The organism is Peptoniphilus sp. GNH, from assembly GCA_021307325.1.
Classification (GTDB): Bacteria; Bacillota; Clostridia; order Tissierellales; family Peptoniphilaceae; genus KA00134.
This window is the reverse complement of record CP089931.1, coordinates 848398-866898: the sequence shown is the minus strand read 5'-3', so window position 1 is coordinate 866898 and position 18501 is coordinate 848398. Positions and strand designations below refer to the sequence as shown.

Genomic DNA, 18501 nt, shown 5'->3' with positions numbered 1-18501 from the left:
ATAGAGGTTTTTAAATAATTTTGAAGCATTATAGCATGCCCAAATTTATAAGTTTTAAAAATGTATAAAAAAAAGAGATATGAAAAACATATCTCTTTAATTAAAATCATGGGCAAGTTATATCCATAATATCTTCTATAGCTTTGTGAAGGACATTTGCAGCATCATTTTCTGCGACGCTATAATAAACTTCTTTACCAAATCTTCTGCTCTTTATAAGGCCACTTTCTTTTAAACTTCTCAAATGATGGCTTACTGCAGGGCTCGACATAGCCACAAACTCGGATATATTTATTACACATTCTTCTCTGTGACAGAGAAGCCAAAATATTCTAATTCTAGATGCGTCTGAGAGTTGCTTGAATACATTGGCAACTTCTTCGAATTTCGCTATATCATCTATATCTTTTTTTATTATATCTACTTCTGTATTGTTCCCATGATTATGGGGCAGCTTAAAGTTTTCCATAATTAATCACCTTTGTCATTATATCTTAATTTGCACTAAATTAAAATTAAAAACTTTTTTAATGTTGACATAGGCTAAATGAGGTGGTATATTAATATTAAAGATTAAACGATTACTTAATCGAAAAACGATTAGATTATTTTTATATTTTAGGAGGATTGTGATGAAAAAAGTTTATAAAATTGAAGTTGATTGTGCTAATTGTGCAAACAAGATTCAGGACGCTGTAGAAAAGATTGAAGGAGTTGAGGCAGCTAAGATAAATTTCATGCTTCAAAAACTCACAGTAACTTATGCAGAAGGAGTGGATGTCAAGTTAAAATTGGATGAGATAGTAAAACTTGCTAAGAAGATTGAACCTGATTTTGTCTTGAATTGATATGAAAAAAAAGCATAAGATAATGATTGCAAGGATAGCTGTAAGTGCTATTCTTACAATCATATTTAATTTTGTTCACGTAAATCCAATTCTAAAGGGACTTGTTTTTATGGGAATTTATCTCATAATATCTCATGATATTTTGCGTAAGGCTCTTCTTGGAATTAAGAATGGGCAAATATTTGATGAAAATTTTCTTATGACAATTGCAACTGTTGGTGCTATTTCCTTGGCTATTTATGAAAGATCGGGAGACTATAACGAAGCCATAGCGGTTATGTTATTTTATCAAATCGGAGAACTCTTCCAAGCCATAGCCGTTGAAAGGTCTAGGTCCAATATAGCTGATTTGATGAATATTAGACCTGACTATGCCAACATAGAAAAAAACGATGAGATAGTTCAAGTAGATCCGGACGAAGTCGAAATTGGCAGCATAATAATTGTGAAACCTGGAGAAAAAGTGCCGATAGATGGCATTGTTATCGAGGGGGAATCTACCCTAAATACAAGTGCTTTGACGGGAGAATCTCTTCCAAGAGAAGTTTGGGTAGGAGAGACAATTTATTCTGGATCTGTAAATATGACAGGTCTTATTAAGGTTGAGACTATAAAAGAATTTGGCGAATCGACAGTTTCTAAAATTTTAGAGTTGGTTGAGGAGTCTACGGATAGAAAATCCAAGTCAGAAGATTTTATTTCAAAATTTGCGAAAATATACACACCAGCTGTTTGCTTTTCGGCTCTAGCCTTGGCTATTTTGCCACCGCTTATAAGGCATTTTGCTTTGAATACAAGCCCCGATTTTGAGGTTTGGATTTATAGGGCCCTTACTTTCTTGGTAATATCCTGCCCATGTGCCCTTGTCGTATCAATTCCTTTGAGCTTTTTTGCAGGCATTGGTGGAGCGAGCAAGGAAGGTATACTGATAAAAGGGGCCAATTATTTAGAGACTCTTTCTAAAGCCTCGTATGTAGTATTTGACAAGACAGGAACCCTCACAAGAGGTGTCTTTGAGGTCACAGGAGTGCATCATAGCAAAATTGAAGACTCCAAACTCTTGGAATATGCTGCCCATGCTGAGATAGCATCTAGTCACCCCATAGCTAAGAGCATCAAGGAAGCTTATGGCAAGAGAATTGACATGTCCAGAGTTTCAAATATAAAAGAAATTTCCGGAAATGGCATCTTGGCAAATGTAGATGATAAATTAATTGCCATAGGAAATGACAAGCTGATGGAAGAACTTGGCATAGAATATAAAAAATGCAGATCTATTGGAACTATTATTCACATAGGAATAGATGGCGAATATTTCGGACATATAGTAATAGCAGATACTATAAAGAAAAATTCCAAAAAGGCAATAGAGGAGTTAAAAGGCTTGGGAATCAAAACTACCATAATGCTTACTGGAGATGGAAAGAAAGTAGCTGAAAATGTAGCAAATGAATTGAAACTCGATAGAATATATTCAGAGCTTTTACCTGCGGACAAGGTAGAAAAGGTTGAGGATCTTTTTAAAGAAAAGGGCAATCAAGGAAGTCTTATATTTGCAGGAGACGGAATTAATGATGCTCCAGTCTTGAGAAGAGCCGATGTAGGAGTTGCCATGGGGGCCATGGGCTCTGATGCCGCCATAGAGGCTGCTGACCTAGTGCTTATGGATGATGACCCTCTGAAGCTATCAAAGGCCATCAAGATAGCCAAAAAATGCATTAGAATAGTATATCAGAACATAGTCCTAGCCATAGGAATCAAACTCATCTGTTTGGTTTTAGGCGCTCTGGGTCTTGCTAATATGTGGATAGCGATATTTGCAGATGTGGGAGTCATGGTAATAGCTGTTTTGAATGCTATAAGAGTTATGTTTACAAAAAATGTTTAAAAATTATTTAAAATTTAAAATAAAAAGTCGGTCTAAGTATTTCTTAGACCGGCTTTTTATTTTATTTAGCAGATTTCTTTTTTAATTTACTAAGAGCTGCAAAAATTAACATGCCAAGCACTGCATTTACTACTATGGCTCCACCAGGCTTTATATCAAAATGATAAGAGCTTATTATTCCTACCATCATATATAGCACTCCCAGAGCAACTGTAAGAAAATAGGTTTGCTTGTAGGATCTTGCCACTATAAGAGAGGTGGCCACTGGTAAAACAACAAGTGATGTAACCATAAGAGCTCCGACAATTTTCACAGCTAGAGCTATTGTAATTGCTGATAACAAAGTGAAAAGATTGTTCAAGGCTCTCACCTTTATCCCGGATAGGCGGGCCAAGTTTGAATCAATTGAAATTGCCAAAAGTCCCGAATATCTAAATACAGAAGTAAGCACTATAAGAATAAAGATTATGGCGATATTAATGCAGTCTCTGTCGGTTACAGAGGAAATAGAACCAAAGAGATAAGATTCTAAGGAATTGCCACCTGGTGCGAAGTCTGAAAGTATAGAAGCAAGACCCAAACCAGTTGACATAATCACAGCTGTTGCCATGTCCCCATATTGAGGGAATTTTTTTCTTATAAGTTCTATTAAGAACGCGGCGATAATACATATTATGGCAGATCCTATAAGGGGATCAAAACCCAAGATAAGACCCAATCCAACGCCAGTAAGGGCTGTGTGCGATAGGGCATCGCCAATCATGGAAGTTTTTCTATTAACCATGACTATACCAATCATAGGTATCATTATTGAAAGCATAAACCCAGCAAGGAGGGCCTTGCGCATAAAAGCAAATTCTAACATTGGCTCATCCTCCCATCAACAATCCTATATTGCTTGGTGACATCAAGCAAGTTTTCGATTTCTTTTAGCTCGTGAGTAACCATTACAACAGTTATTTTCTTTTCTTTGTTTAGTATATTAATTTTTTCTAAAAACTTTTCCTTATTATCTTTGTCGACTCCTGCGGTGGGCTCATCAAGAATTAAAATTTCTGGATTATTTATAAGCGCTCTAGAAATCATAGCTCTTTGTTGAAGACCACCAGAAAGTTCGTTTACTGGATAATTTATATATTTTTCCATATCCATATCAATAAGCATTTGTCTGGCTTTTTCATAGTGTTTTTTCTTAGGAATTTTCACTAGGCCAAAATCTTCATAGAGATTCAAAGTCACAAGCTCAAGACATGTGATAGGGAAAGCGATTTTATTGACTATATTTATTTGGGGGACATAGCCAATCGCCTTATAAGATTTATAAGTTGAAATTTCTTTACCCAAAATTTCAACCTTGCCCGTCTTGGGAGTCAATTCTCCCAAGATGAGCTTTAAAAGAGTAGATTTACCAGACCCATTACCACCAAGTATAAGAGCCAAATCACCCTTTTCAATTTCCAAGTTGCATTCCCGGATGACCAAATCTTCGGTGTAGCCAAAGTTTAGGTCTTTTATTGATATATCAATCATTATTCACCTCAATTTACAAAAGAATCGTAGAGATTCTTCATATTCATTTCCATAAGGTCTATATATCCCATATGGGATTTCTCTTCTTTATCATTTACAAATTCCATAGAAGCCAAAGGCGAAATTTTCCCGCCAATTTCCTCAGCCAAGGCTTGGGCCTCTTTGCTTGAATGTCCATATTCATAAAATACGGTAGTAATATTCTTTTTCTTGGCAAAATCTATAGCTGTTTTGACTGCATTTAGGCTCGGGCTTTCAAGTGAAGTAAGTTCTTGGAGTGGATGTTGTATCAAATCGAAATCTCTTGCAACGTAGGCAAAAGAACCATGAACAATTACGAAATCACGATTTTTAACATCTCTAAATTTTTCTTTGTAAGTTTTTTCTAACTCGTCAAGTCTTGCTATGGCCTTTGATGCATTTTCCTTAAAATATTTTTCGTTTTCAGGATATTTTTCGCTCAGCTTATTTTGTATAGCTTCAAAATAGTGCTTTGCATTGCGAAGAGAAATCCATGAATGGGGATCATATACCTTAGTTTTGGATTTACTTTCTTCGAACAAGACATCAAGTCTATTTTCTTTTGCAAGAGCTTGGCCATTTTCAGATACTAAGACATAGGGGAGATAGTCGCTAGAGACTCTGTCGCTTGCAAAAATCCATTTGCCGCCATCCTTTATATTAAAGGTGATTACATTGTCATTATGTTGCATTTCAAACTCATACAAGGCCCCATCTTCTACATCAAAAGTAGACATGGCCTTGATATTTTTAGGTTCATTTTTCATAAGTTCATGAGCCTTAGCACTTAGAGCCTTTAAATCTGAACCATCATCTTTGAAAAATACTCCTCTGAGTTTGTGCTCATGAGTGTGTCCAAACTCCATAGTATAGCTAGCAGGTTTTAAGTCTAGCCTTGCCATGTATTGAAAATCGCCTGGTTCAGCTGCGCCGCTATGACTAATTAGCTTAACAGAATCAGAAAGAGTTAGGATATCTAAATTTGGCAAATTTTCCTTTATAGAATCAATCCATGTTTCCATATTGGCGCCATTTATAATAAACAAATCGGCACCATCTAAATCTTTCATATCCTTAGCAGATGGCTCCCAAAGATGGGCTTCCTTATCTAAGGGCATAAAAGATCTCACATCAAGCTTATCCCCAGCGACTGTTGAAACCATATCATATATGGGGAAAAAGGAAGTATAAACTATGGGTTTGCCATCCTTTTTTGAGCCAGAATTTTCACCGCATCCTGTAAGAAATACAAGACCTACACAAATAAGAAATAATACTTTAAAAAATTTTTTCTTCATCTTTACAAAATCTCCTTAAAATGCCGGATAAGATAAGAACCGGCTTCAAACTACAATATTTGAGCCTCGATTTTAAAGCCTAGGGACAATTTTTAGCTCATAAAATAGAGTCCATAAGTTATAAAATAAATCAAAGCACAAACATATAAATAAACATGCTAAATTTAACACAAATAAGCAAATTACACAATTAAAAATGAATTTAATAAGTGGAAGGGATTTTGTAAAGCAATTTATAAAAATACATTAAAAATAAAATTACTCTGCCAAAGAATCATAAAGATTTTTAATATTCATCTCCATAAGCTCGATATAACCCATTTTATTTTTCTTTTGCTCAGCTGTCACATATTCCATAGAAGCTAGAGGAGAAATTTGTCCTCCTATTTCTTCAGCTAGAGCTTGGGCTTCCTTAGCAGGCTTGCCATATTCATAAAACACGGTTTTTATTCCTTTTACATTGGCAAAATCAATTGCTTTTTTTATAGTTTTCAAGCTGGGACTTTCGACTGAAGTCAAGCCCTGAAGAGGGTATTGAACCAAGCCAAAATCTCTTGCCAGATAGGCATAAGCATAGTGAACCACCAAAAAGTCTCGTTTTTTTAATTTTTTAAATTTCTCATTATAAATTGCATCAAGATCTGTGAGCTTGTCCACGTACTTTAACTTATTTTTTTTATATAATCTGGCATTTTTAGGATATTTTTCAATAAGCTTATCTTGGATGGCATTCAAATACTTTTTAGCATTTACAACAGAAAGCCAAGAGTGGGGGTCATATGTGAACTTGTCAAGACCAGAAGAAGAACCTTCCATAAGGGGAGTTAGTCTGCCCTCGTCAGCAAGTAAGTTATTTTTTTTAGAAAGCAAATTGTAGGGCAAGAGATTTTCAGAAATTCTGTCACTTATAAAAATCCACTTTCCACTATCTTTTATATTGTAAAAGACTTGGCCGGATTCGTGACCCATCTCAATTCCATAAACTATGCCTTCCTCTACATCAAAAGTTTCATTCTGAGCAATTAGCTTTCCTTTTTGTTCCATCATCTTCTTGCCCTTGGCAACAAGGTTCTTTAAATCTGAACCATCGTCTTTGAAAAAGCAGACCCTCATGAGATTTTCGTGAGTGTGACCAAACTCAATCTCGTGTACGCCCTTATCCAAATCTAGCCTTGCCATATATTGAAAATCACCTATGGCAGCAGCTCCCTTATAAGTTATGAGATCTACTGAATCGGACAAGGTCAAAATATCCAAATTTGGTAGATTTTCTTTTACAGTATCCAGCCAAGGCTCCATATTTGCACCATTTACAACTAGCAAATCCGCCTTGGAAAGTCTCTTCATATCCTTAGCAGATGGCTCCCATAAATGGGGTTCCTTATCCAGAGGCATAAAAGATTTAACATTTAAAGTATCGCCAGCTATCATAGAAACCATGTCGTGAACGGGGAAAAAGGAGGTGTATACAAGAGGCTTGTCACTATCGGCAGACTCTGATCCACAACCAGTAAGAGCAAAAAGACAAAGAAAGATTGTTAGTAAACATTTTTTAAGATTCATCTTTTCTCCTTATAAAAATAAAGGACAGGGTAAAACCTGTCCTTTAAAAATTATCAATCAAAATTATTTTATTCTGTTATTTCGTCAATAATTTGGTCATTTGTTGATGTAGGTTTTACAAATGTTGGGAACCAACCTTCTTTAGCCAAAAGTTCGTCTTTATCATTTCCGTAACGCATATGGAAGTGAGTAAGAGCTTCTTCGCCATGGATAGGCATCATAAGAAGGTATTTGTAAGGAGCACCGTCTCCTTCAGCTTCGAAAACATTCCAAGAAAGAGTCATATTTCCATGTGGAACTTCCTTAGCTTCAACGAACTTGTAAGTACCTTCACCCTTAACATCTCCACTTTCTGATGGGAAAGTTGAAAGGAAAGTGATTTTATCTCCTTCAATCTTTAAACCGTCAAATTCGCAAGCTCTCTTTTCTAGATAAGCAGCTTTAGCAGTTGCTTCATCAGTTTTTTCTTTTTCAGCAAGAGTCTTGAAAGCACCTTGTACTTCTTCACGGTCTAAGTAACCGCCCATGTTATTCCATTCGCCTTCCCAGTCTGCAAGAGAAACTGCTTCAGCTTCTGGTTTTTCTTCTGCTTTTTCTTCTACTTTTGTATTTTCCTTATTTGCATTTGCTGGCTTGTTTTCATTTTTGCCACAAGCAAAAAGTAAAAGAGAGCAAGACATAAGTCCTACTATTGATAAAAGTTTTGTTTTTTTCATTTTTTATCCTCCTAAAATTTAGTCAGAGTTAGAGGCAATTATAAAAGAAGAGGTTCGCATAAACATGAAAACATAAAAAAATTAAAAGAGTTTAATCTTTTGAAAAATCACGATTAAGAAACTGCATAAAATAAGAAACTGCATAAAATATAATTGCCAAAAACACTTGACCTTTGTAATCAATAATAATGTAGCATAGATGATAAAACGTGTCAATTAAAAGTTTATTTAATAACAATTTTTGCGATTAAATGATTGATTAAATGAGAAATTATAAAATTAATATTTGTAAATAAATAAAGTAGATGCAAACAGTTAAATGAGAAGATTTGTTTGAAAAATGATGAAATAAGATATTAAAAAATTTCATAATCTAAATTGCAACAATAAGTTGCTGCTTTTAAATAATAAAATAAACAAAGTAAAAAAATTTTATAAGAAAAAATAAAAGAACGGCATAAAAATTTGTAAGGAAAAATTACAGAATAAAAGGATAAAATTATAGAATAAAAGGATAATTGTAAGAAGTCGATAGATAAAAATGCAAAAGAAAAATAGAGAAGAGAATTTTAATAAAAATAAAGTTGATAAATAATATCAAATCGTATATAATATAATTGCCAATTTGGAAGGGACTATTTCCAACCGATTTGGCATGAAGCCTTTTTATTTTTATAAGCAACTTGCCTCGGCAATCTATTTTAGAATAGGCAGGATATCCTTATAGTCGGTCCTTTGATTAAAGTATTTATATTTTTATTTCATTGAACTGATATTAAAGCTTCTTGATCTGAAGGTCTTATTGAGGAAATTAAATTTTCTATTTGCTAGACATCAGAAATATTTTTTTAATTCATAACTTCCAAAAAATGATGGCGTCTTCGGACGCCGTTTTTTGTTGCAGATGTATTTTTGATAAGACATTATTATAAATTCAACGATTAATAAAATTTGTTTTGCGAATAAAAAATGCAAAAGTATAAATTAAATAATTTGATTATCTCTCAAAGATAGAAGGTGAGATGCACTTGACAAAAGTGCAAGCAAAAAGTATAATCGTGTCAAAGATAGCACTAAGTTAAAATTATGAGAGGATGAAGTATAAAAATGGAATTTAAAGATAAGTTAAGAGCTCTCAGAAAGGAGAGAGGTTGGACTCAGCCGGAGGCTGCAAAGCTTGTGGGTGTGTCTCTAAGAGCCTATAAGGGATACGAATTAGGAGAAAGACACCCAGCTAGAAGGGAAACATATTTAAATATGGCTGATGTTTTTAATGTGGATCTTTTGGATTTGATGGATTCTTCTAGCGAATTTATTTTGGAAGTAAACGAAAGACATGGCGAAGCTAGCATAGATCAGGCGGAAGATTTGATAAAAAATGCCAGTGCTTTATTTGCTGGAGGGGATATTTCAGAAGGAGATAAGGAAGCAGTTTTATTGGCAATCCAAGAAGCCTTTTTCAAGGCCAAGGAAATCACTGCGAATAGAAAGAGGTTATTAAAAGGCAATTGATAAAGACGGGTAGAATATATGAAGATGTGAAAAATCTCATAGAAGAAGAAAAAACTAATGACCCGGAGATTATCTTAGAGCAAAGAGATGTAGTGCTTTTGCCTGCACTTAAAAACACCAAGGTTTTGGGGATGTATAAAATCATCGATGGTGTTAGATTTGTAATATATAATCCCGATATGGATTATATCACTCGCAGGATGGTGTTTGCTCATGAGTTGGGTCATGATTTTTATCATCAGAGCCTTGCAGAAAATCAAGATTTTGTAGAATATACTCTTTTTGACATAAGGACTGAAATGGAGACCGAGGCCAATATATTTGCCGCCCACTTACTTTTAGATGAGGATGAAATAATGAAATTAATAAGGGAGGGGGCCACTTATAATCAACTTGCTAGCATATTTAATGTAAATGTTAATATGATGATTTTTAAACTCAATGAAATGCAGAGGATGGGTTATAAGTTGAATTTTGACCAAAACCCCGACAGCAATTTTTTTAGGAATATGTGATTGGACCCTTGCTTGGCAGGGGTCTTTTGTTTTAGAGGACGATTTTCTATGGTAAAATTGTCTTGGAGGTTCAGATTGGAAATAAGGGGAATTATAGACAAAATATTCTTTAATAACGAAGAAAATGGCTACATAGTTTTCAAACTTTTGACAGAGGACACAGACATCACTTGCACAGGAAGTGCAATTGGCATAAAAGAAGGCAGAGAGTACAAGTTAGATGGCGATTTCATTTTTCACAAAAAGTATGGAGAACAGTTTTCCTTTGATAAAATCGAAGAGGTTTTGCCAGAGGAGCAAGATGCCATAATTGCCTATTTGGCTTCTGGAAATATTCCCTTTGTGGGCAAAAGAATGGCCAAGAGGATTGTGGAAAAATTCAAAGAGGACACTTTTAAGATTTTAGAAGAAAATCCCAGACGGTTACTTGAAATTGAAGGTATAGGCGAAAAAAAGCTAGAAAAGATAAAAGAGGCATTTGCAGAGCAAAAAGGGCTTAGAGATGCCTTTGTGTTTTTTGAAGAATTTGGCATTTCTCAAACTGATGCCAATAAAATTTATAGAGTTTATGGCAACCTTTCGATTGAAAGAGTGAAGGAAAACCCCTACAAGTTGGCAGAGGATATAAGGGGATTTGGATTTAAAAAAGCAGATGAACTTGCGCGGAAAATGGGGTTTTCCAAAGATTCAGAGATGAGAATAAAATCTTGCATAAAATACATTTTAAAAATGGCCCTTCTAGAAGGACACTGCTTTTTGCCAGAAGACACAGTTACATCAAGCATAAACAAGATGATCTCTGTATCTTATCAAGCCTTGGAAATGGCTATGGAGAGGCTGATTTTAGACAGGGAGATTTTCATAAAAAAAGATGGTGATTCAAAATCTATCTATTTCACCAAAATATATAAGGCAGAAAATTTTGCTGCCGGCAAGCTTATAAGTCTTTTGGATGGTAGTGATAGGGAGCTTAATCTCTTAGAGTTAGATGCCAAAATAGAGAGTATAGAGGCTGATAGTCATAAATTTGCTAAAAAGCAAAAGCTAGCCATAAGAGAAGCTGTTACTAAGAAAGTATGTCTTATAACTGGAGGACCGGGAACGGGCAAGACGACAACTCTAAGGGCGATACTTGAAATTTTAGAGAGCATGGGTAAGAAGGTTTCATTAGCAGCTCCAACGGGTCGGGCTGCAAAGAGAATGGAAGAATCCACCGGCAGAAAGGCCTCAACAATTCACAAGCTTCTGGATATACATTCGGATTTTTACACAGATGACTTGGAAGAACTGAATGCCGATGTAGTGATAATAGATGAATTTTCAATGGTAGACTTGCTTCTTTTTAACACTCTTTTGACAGCCCTAAAAGAGGGGGCAGGTCTTATAATGGTGGGGGACAAGGACCAACTTCCTTCTGTGGGAGCTGGAAATGTCCTAAGAGATATTATAAAGTCGGGTGTCATATCTAGTGTGAATCTGGACGAAATTTTTAGGCAGGAAAAGGAATCTCTTATAGTAAAAAATGCCCATCTTATAAATGAGGGGAAAATGCCTTTTTTAAATGAAAGGGGAGGAGATTTTTTCTTTGTAAATAAGTCTTCAATGGAGAACATAAGTAGAGAAATAGTGAACTTGGTAACAGAGAGATTGCCAAATTATTATGGCTTAGATCCCAAAAAGGATATTCAAGTGCTAAGTCCCATAAAAAAAACTCCTATAGGAGTCCACAATCTGAACAAATTGTTGCAAGAAGCTTTAAATCCAAAAAAACATGGCGACGAGTTAAAGGTTGGAGATCAGATTTTTAGAAAGGACGATCGGGTAATGCAGATGAAAAATAATTATCAGCTGGAGTACGAGGTCGAATTTACTGGAAATTTTGAGCAGGGGATTTTTAATGGGGACACTGGAATAGTCGAAGAAGTGAATTCTGACGAGGGCTACTTGGTTGTGAGATATGATGAGAATAAGCTTGCCACATATAGTCTAAAAGATGCAGAGGAGCTTAGCCTTTCGTATGCCATAACAATCCACAAGTCGCAGGGCAGCGAATATCCTCTTGTTATTATTCCTATGACTTTTGTGCCGCCAATTTTGGCAAATAGAAATTTAATCTATACGGCAGTTACTAGGGCTTCGAAGCTAGTAGTTCTTGTGGGTGAGCAAAAATATTTGAGGATGATGGTCGAAAACAACAAGACCAGACTTAGGTATTCTTCATTGGCGCTTAGAATTTTAGAGGCGAGGGAGAAATATGATTTTTTCAAAAAATAAGTGCTACTTGTGTGGAAGTGAGCTTGAATTAAAATACAATCTTTGTCCAATCTGCCAAAAACATTTGGTAAAGGCAAAGATTATTAAAGACTTGCATCTTGAATATTTGGACAAAATTTTTGTGGCTTATAAGTATCAAGGGGTCATTAGGGATATGATTTTAGACTTCAAGTTCAGGGATAAGACCTATCTTTATAAGGGGCTGGGAGATTTAGTAGCAGATATTATAAGAGAAAATCAACTGACAGATTATGATTATATATGTCCAATACCCATGAAGGGAAAAGATTTAAGAGCAAGAGGCTATAATCAAGCTTATGAGATGGGAAAGCGAGCCGAGGCTCTTACAAATATAGATTGTATTGAACTTCTTTATAAGGTCAAAGACACGAAAAGACAGGTTGACTTGGGTTATATCGAAAGAAGAAAAAATTTGAAAGAAGCCTTTGAATGCAGATGCGATCTGAGTAAAAAGAAGGTAATAATACTAGATGACATTTTGACAAGTGGGGCGACGGCAGATGAAGCTGCGAGGGCCTTAAAAGAAAAAGGAGCAGAGGATGTGGCTTTTGTAGCTCCTTGCTCCGGTTCATTTTATTAAATCTTCAAAAATAGATGATTCATTATCTGATCCTATAAACTTACAATAAAAGTGGGCATTTATTTCGCCCCCGGTTAGAATTATAAAATTCATCAAATAGAGCCAGACCAAAAACACTACGATACCTCCCAGGGAACCGTAAGTTACTGAAAACTTGCTGATGGATTCTACATAATAAGAGAAGGCCCTACTGGTTATGAAAAATCCTAGAATAGCAAAAAGAGTCCCTGGCAAGAAAAGCCTCTTCGGAAAAGTCTTTTTATCTCTTATGTTAGGGCTTGCATAATAAATTATATAGACCATGACACCTATAAAGATCAGAGGGATTAAATAGGAGTTTATCCTTAAAATAAGATAATCAAAACTTATATCCACCTTCAAAATATTTTCTAAGAGATTCAAAATGCTACCGCCAAAAACCATGAAAAACAGAGCCAAGGTAAACAAGGTTAGACACACCAGAGCCATAAAAAATGACAATATTTTAGATATAAAAAATTGTCTTTTATGAGGCAATTTATAAGATGTATTTATATTTTGCATAATGGACATAAATCCCCTAGATGCAGACCATAGACCAAGAGCCGAGGAAGCAATCAATAGAAGGGGCGAAGAAGATGCCTCGACACCGCTGACAAAATTTAAAAGAATTTTTTTAATATCATCAGGAAGGGCCGTGGGCAGATTTGGAATTAGGATTTTAGTCTTTAAATCTGCAAGGGCAAGTATGTTTACAAGTGCTATCAAAAATGGAAAGATTGAAAGCACTATATAATAAACTTGACTTGATGCCAAAAGGGAAATTCTATGATTTACAATTCTAGATATCAAATCGTCAAAAAAGTAAAATATGGTTTTGTCTTTATTTCTTTTATAAAAATTTTTTAACTTCATTTTTTAATCTTATCATTATAAAGTCTAAAATTCTACTAAGAAGCTGAAAGTAAATGGAAAAGCTAGCCGTAAAATGACTTAGCTATGGTAAAATTTAATAGAGGTGATACAATGGCTTACAATATATTAGTATGCGACGATGAAGAAGATATAGTGAGAGCTATTTCTATATATTTAGAAGCAGAAGGCTATAAAGTTTTCAAGGCCTATGACGGTCTTAAAGCTCTTGAAATAATAAAAAATGAAGAAATCCACCTTGCTATAATAGACCTTATGATGCCCAAGATGGATGGCATATCAACAATATTGAAAATAAGAGAAAAAAACAATATCCCTCTTATAATTTTGTCAGCTAAAAGCGAGATTACAGACAAGATAATAGGTTTAAATGTGGGGGCGGATGATTACATAACAAAGCCCTTTAATGCCATAGAGTTAATTGCAAGAGTTGGGTCAATGATAAGAAGATATACAAGTCTTGGTGCTGCGAGTCAAGAAAGCAATACCATAAAAATTGCCGGAGTTGAGATAAATGACAAGTCAAAAGAAGTATTTGTAGATGGAAAAGAGGTCAACTTGACGCCATATGAATACAAAATTTTATATCTCTTATGTAAAAACAAGGGCAAGGTATTTAGCTCGAATGAAATTTATGAAAATGTCTGGGAAGAAGAAGCTCACGATGTGAAAAAGATAATTTCTGTTCATATGTCTCATTTGAGAGAAAAGGTTGAAATCAATCCTAAAAAGCCTGACATAATAAAGTCCATATATGGAATGGGCTACAAGGCGGATGACCTCTAATGAGAGAAAATGAGTTAAACAAAACATTAAGTGGGATTGTAGCAAGGTCCTATATAGAATTTTTAGTGCTTGATTTACTTGTAATAACTAGAATCTTTAATTTTTTGGGGATTTTTGCAAGCCTTATAATAATTGGACTAATAACAATCAGAGCTGGTGAATACGGTCTAAAGGATTTTTCTTTTTTAAAGCTTATAAAAGAAGAAGGCTATAAAAATTCTAATATCATATTTTTGGCACTTGCAATTTTACTTGGGCTAAGTCTGGTTTCAAGCTCATTATTACTTGTCTTATTTAGTAGATCTATCTATGAGCTGAGTTCTTTTTATATACAAGATCAGATTATGAAAAGGGCCATTGACGGGTTGGAAAGAGGAGAAAAACTCGGGAAGATTTCGCCGCTTGCAAGAGAAAACACTAGGTATAAGTTGGAGAAGATTTATGCCATAGATGCAAGCTTTGAAGAAAATCTAAGAGAAAAAATAGAGATGGAAAGAGCCAGGGTATCATTTATAACAAATATAACCCATGACATAAAAACGCCTCTAACTTCAATAATAAATTATACAGACATATTGGAGAAAAAAGAGGTGATGGATGAGGAAGCCAAGGCCTATATAAAAATTTTGGGAAGAAACTCTCAGCGGCTAAAAAATCTCATAGTGGATATGTTGGAAGCTACTAAGGCCGCTAGTGGCAATGTTAAGGTCGAGAAAAATTTCATAGAATTCAATGAATTATTTTTGCAAATATATGGAGATTTTGACGATCAATTTGTAAAAAAATCACTGGAATTAAAATATGAGTCTGACGAGGAAAACATCTATCTCTACACTGACGGCAATCTCCTTTCAAGAGTAATATCAAATCTCCTGTCCAATATAAATAAATATGCAAGGGAAAATACCAATGTAGAAGTGAAGGTAAAATCGGGAAGAGAACTGGAACTTTCCATATCCAATATAGCTAAAGAAAAACTTGATATAAAAGAAGAAGATCTGCAAGATGCTTTTGTGAAAATAGATAAATCTAGAAACACGATGGGTTCAGGTCTGGGACTTTATATAACTAAAAATCTGGTTCACCTTCTGGGAGGGAGTTTTAAACTGAGCTTAAAAGATGAAATTTTTACAGTTGAAATAAAACTAAAAAAATAAAGACAAGCACATTTAACAAAAGGACTTCAAAAGTTAGATTTCAAATCTGATTTTCGGAGCCCTTTTTAATTTGTAACACTTACATTCTATGAATACCAATTTATTGGGTATAATGATTAAAATAAATATAACCTAAATGAAAGGACTGATTGGTATGCAAAACAAAAAGATAGCTATACAAGATACATATAAAAAGAGATTCCAACACTGCTGGGGATGCGGTCCCCAAAATGAAGAAGGTTTGCATTTAAAATCTTACCCATCCGAGGATGGCAAGACCTGCATTTGCAAATTTAAACCAGATAAAAGATATACAGGCGGGGTGCCAGATAATCTCTTCGGAGGTATGATTGCCATGATTTTTGATTGCCATGGGACAGCTTCTGCAGCTTGGTTTGCCCACAATAAGAAAAAACTTAGCTATGATGAAAATACAGTCATAGGCAGATTTATAACTGCCAGATTAGAAATTGATTTCAAAAAGCCCCTGCCGATAGACAAGGAACTTTTAGTTAGCTCCTTTCTAGAAGAACTCACAGATAGAAAGGCAATAATTACTATGGAAATGATTTCTGATGGTCTTGTAAGAGCCAGAGCAAAAATGGTTGCCGTAGCCGTAAAGGATGATATGTAATATAAAAGCCTAATTTAATTTTTAAATTTTATATTGTATAATTGGCTTATATTTTTGAAAAGGGTGAGTTTTATGAAACTATTTATACCAGGGCCTGTTTCTGTAAGAAAAGATGTCCTAGATGTGATGGCATCTTCTATAATCAGTCACAGGACAAGTGATGCGTCTTTATTGCAAAAAAATATTTCCGAAAAATTGCAAAAGCTTTGGAACACAGACAACGCAATTTTGTTATCGACATCATCCGGATCGGGACTTATGGAAGGTGCTATAAGGTCTTTGACCAAAAAAAGGGCGGCTGTATTTTCTTCAGGAGTTTTTGGCAGAAGATGGCACGACATGGCGAGATTTAACAATGTTGCCTGCGATATCTTTGAAAATGAATGGGGAAAGACTGTGGATCCTCTTCGCATAAGAGAAGTTTTAAAAACTGGCAAATATGATGTATTTACAATTACCCATAACGAGACTTCTACTGGAGTTATGAATCCAATTTATGAAGTGGGGGAAGTGGCTAAAGATTTCCCCGATATCTTGTTTTTAGCTGATACAGTTTCATCATCTGCCGGAGTAAAAATTGACGTATCAAAATGTGGCGCAGACTTAGTCTTGACATCATCTCAAAAGTGCCTGGGACTACCTCCGGGATTTTCTATGTGCTGCGTTTCCCAAAAGGCTCTTGAAAGGGCAAAAGAAGTTGAATTTAGAGGATGGTATTTTGATATTCTAGCTCTTTATAAATTCACAAAAGATCATGACTACCAATATCCGTCAACTCCATCAGTATCTCACATGATGGCATTGGACTATCAGCTTGATTATATTTTCAACAAAGAGGGAATTGAAAACAGATACAAAAGGCATGAAGACATGGCAAAGGCGACCAGGGCTTGGGCGAAAAAATATTTTGACCTATTTCCAGCAGAAGAAGTTTGTTCAAATACAATAACTTGTGTAAAAAATACTAGAAATGTCGACATCGCAAATTTAAACAAGGAGCTAGAAAAAAGAGGTATGCTCATATCCAATGGCTATGCAGATTTAAAAGATATAACTTTTAGAATCGGTCATATGGGTGACACAAGCATGGAAGATATGGAAGAACTTTTTTATAACATCAATGATATTTTAAAATTAAAATAAACTTTATAAAAATTTGGGGGAGCTGATAGTAAATTTGGCTCCCTAAAATTTTATAAAAAAACTAGGAATATTGTTGACAATTATACTAAAGGGTCTTATAATTAAAGAAGGTCAAAGATGGTCAAATACATCCTTGACTTTTAAAGAGAAATTAAGTTATTAGAACTTTTCAGGGGTGATAGATTTGCAATATAAAGATTATTATGAACTTCTTGGGGTGACCAAGGGGGCAAGTGAAGATGAAATAAAAAAAGCATATAGGAAACTTGCCAAGAAATATCACCCTGATTTGAATCCGGGTGATGAAAAGGCCCAAGAAAAATTTAAAGAAATTTCTGAAGCCTACGAAGTCCTCTCAGATAAAGATAAGAGAAAAAAATACGACACCTTTGGATCTAATTACAACTTCCAAGGCGGTTATGATTTTAATCCTGAAGACTATGGTTACACCTACACATCTAGCGGAAAGTCGGGGGACTTCTCAGACTTTTTTGATATGTTCTTTGGTGGTTCTTCTGCTAGGTCTTCAAAGACCTCTTCTGGATTTAGTTTTGGTGATATTTTTTCAGACCTTAAGGGCAGGGGAAAGAGAAAGACGGCAAGACAAAATTTCAAGACTGAACTTGTCATAAGTCTTGATGAAGCTTTTAAGGGATGCGAAAAAAATGTAAGCCTAAATTTTGAAGGCAAAGTCATTGATGTTGCTGTCAAGGTGCCTGCAGGAATCACAGAAGGTAAGTCAATAAAATTAAACGGAGATAAGTATAATATTCCAGGAGACCTCTTATTCAAAATTAAAATTAGAAATTCTAATTTTGAAAGCTTAAAAGGTTTAGATATATACAAGGACATCGCCATCTACCCATGGCAAGCAGCCCTTGGATGCAAAAAGACGATAGATACTTTTTATGGAAAAATCAAGGTCAATATACCAAAAAATATAGATGTATCTAAGAAAATGAGGATTCCCGGTAAGGGCTTTAAAGACATCAAGAGAAATACTGGAGATTTGTATTTAAATTTTAGAATCGTAAATCCGAGTGAATTGACAGACGAACAAATTGATTTATATAAAAAATTACAAGAAATATCTAATTGAGGAG

18 protein-coding genes are annotated in these 18501 nt (G+C 34.8%); 11 read left to right on the top strand and 7 right to left on the bottom strand.

The window, feature by feature from the left end:
- Nucleotides 1–106: 106 nt before the first annotated feature.
- Entirely contained in the window at nt 107–469 is a 363-nt protein-coding gene (locus LV469_04280) for a metalloregulator ArsR/SmtB family transcription factor (GenBank protein UHR03510.1), read from the bottom strand.
- A gap of 163 nt (nt 470–632) precedes the next feature.
- Between LV469_04280 and LV469_04275 the strand changes: the two genes are divergently transcribed.
- Both LV469_04275 and cadA read left to right on the top strand, forming a co-directional pair.
- Nucleotides 633–848 carry a heavy-metal-associated domain-containing protein gene (locus LV469_04275; GenBank protein ID UHR03509.1) on the top strand — a complete coding sequence of 72 codons (216 nt, stop codon included), beginning with the start codon at nt 633–635 and terminating at the stop codon, nt 846–848.
- A gap of 1 nt (nt 849) precedes the next feature.
- A complete protein-coding gene (gene cadA, locus LV469_04270) occupies nt 850–2736 on the top strand; it encodes a cadmium-translocating P-type ATPase (GenBank protein ID UHR03508.1) in 1887 nt (628 codons plus the stop codon).
- 61 nt (nt 2737–2797) lie between these two features.
- On the opposite strand, the gene LV469_04265 is transcribed toward cadA, so the two are convergent.
- The 5 genes from LV469_04265 to LV469_04245 all read right to left on the bottom strand — a co-directional run bounded on the left by LV469_04265 (nt 2798) and on the right by LV469_04245 (nt 7864).
- A complete protein-coding gene (locus LV469_04265) occupies nt 2798–3601 on the bottom strand; it encodes a metal ABC transporter permease (protein ID UHR03507.1) in 804 nt (267 codons plus the stop codon).
- Nucleotides 3595–4266, bottom strand: coding sequence for an ATP-binding cassette domain-containing protein (locus LV469_04260; GenBank protein ID UHR03506.1), 672 nt, complete (start codon nt 4264–4266; stop codon nt 3595–3597). Before LV469_04260 ends, LV469_04265 begins: the two co-directional genes overlap by 7 nt.
- 8 nt (nt 4267–4274) lie before the next feature.
- Nucleotides 4275–5585, bottom strand: coding sequence for a zinc ABC transporter substrate-binding protein (locus tag LV469_04255; protein ID UHR03505.1), 1311 nt, complete (start codon nt 5583–5585; stop codon nt 4275–4277).
- A 258-nt stretch (nt 5586–5843) separates the two neighbouring features.
- Nucleotides 5844–7148 carry a zinc ABC transporter substrate-binding protein gene (locus LV469_04250; protein UHR03504.1) on the bottom strand — a complete coding sequence of 435 codons (1305 nt, stop codon included), beginning with the start codon at nt 7146–7148 and terminating at the stop codon, nt 5844–5846.
- Between the two features lie 68 nt (nt 7149–7216).
- Nucleotides 7217–7864 carry a ZinT/AdcA family metal-binding protein gene (locus LV469_04245; GenBank protein UHR03503.1) on the bottom strand — a complete coding sequence of 216 codons (648 nt, stop codon included), beginning with the start codon at nt 7862–7864 and terminating at the stop codon, nt 7217–7219.
- A 1107-nt stretch (nt 7865–8971) separates the two neighbouring features.
- On the opposite strand from LV469_04245, the gene LV469_04240 reads away from it, so the two are divergent.
- From LV469_04240 to LV469_04225, 4 genes are all read left to right on the top strand, one after another.
- The gene (locus LV469_04240; protein ID UHR03502.1) at nt 8972–9376 is read left to right on the top strand and encodes a helix-turn-helix domain-containing protein; all 405 of its coding nucleotides are present in this window, start codon (nt 8972–8974) and stop codon (nt 9374–9376) included.
- The gene (locus LV469_04235) at nt 9373–9891 is read left to right on the top strand and encodes an ImmA/IrrE family metallo-endopeptidase (GenBank protein UHR03501.1); all 519 of its coding nucleotides are present in this window, start codon (nt 9373–9375) and stop codon (nt 9889–9891) included. Before LV469_04240 ends, LV469_04235 begins: the two co-directional genes overlap by 4 nt.
- A 75-nt stretch (nt 9892–9966) precedes the next feature.
- The gene (locus LV469_04230) at nt 9967–12165 is read left to right on the top strand and encodes an ATP-dependent RecD-like DNA helicase (protein UHR03500.1); all 2199 of its coding nucleotides are present in this window, start codon (nt 9967–9969) and stop codon (nt 12163–12165) included.
- Nucleotides 12146–12766: a ComF family protein gene (locus LV469_04225; GenBank protein UHR03499.1), complete on the top strand. Its 621-nt coding sequence runs from the start codon at nt 12146–12148 to the stop codon at nt 12764–12766. The genes LV469_04230 and LV469_04225 overlap by 20 nt, the downstream gene beginning before the upstream one ends.
- On the opposite strand, the gene LV469_04220 is transcribed toward LV469_04225, so the two are convergent.
- Complete coding sequence (locus LV469_04220; protein UHR03498.1) at nt 12755–13660, bottom strand: YihY/virulence factor BrkB family protein; 906 nt, start codon at nt 13658–13660, stop codon at nt 12755–12757. The two genes, LV469_04225 and LV469_04220, sit on opposite strands and share 12 nt — an antisense overlap.
- A 111-nt stretch (nt 13661–13771) precedes the next feature.
- Between LV469_04220 and LV469_04215 the strand changes: the two genes are divergently transcribed.
- The 5 genes from LV469_04215 (at nt 13772) to LV469_04195 (ending at nt 18497) form a co-directional block, all read left to right on the top strand.
- Nucleotides 13772–14464, top strand: coding sequence for a response regulator transcription factor (locus LV469_04215; GenBank protein UHR03497.1), 693 nt, complete (start codon nt 13772–13774; stop codon nt 14462–14464).
- On the top strand, nt 14464–15621 hold the full coding sequence (locus LV469_04210; protein ID UHR03496.1) for a HAMP domain-containing histidine kinase: 1158 nt from the start codon (nt 14464–14466) through the stop codon (nt 15619–15621). The genes LV469_04215 and LV469_04210 overlap by 1 nt, the downstream gene beginning before the upstream one ends.
- A gap of 154 nt (nt 15622–15775) precedes the next feature.
- A complete protein-coding gene (locus LV469_04205) occupies nt 15776–16255 on the top strand; it encodes a thioesterase (protein ID UHR03495.1) in 480 nt (159 codons plus the stop codon).
- Nucleotides 16256–16327: 72 nt separating this feature from the next.
- Nucleotides 16328–17398, top strand: coding sequence for an alanine--glyoxylate aminotransferase family protein (locus LV469_04200; protein UHR03494.1), 1071 nt, complete (start codon nt 16328–16330; stop codon nt 17396–17398).
- A 184-nt stretch (nt 17399–17582) separates the two neighbouring features.
- Nucleotides 17583–18497 (top strand): J domain-containing protein, encoded by a 915-nt coding sequence (locus tag LV469_04195; GenBank protein UHR03493.1) that lies wholly within the window; start codon nt 17583–17585, stop codon nt 18495–18497.
- Nucleotides 18498–18501: the final 4 nt, after the last annotated feature.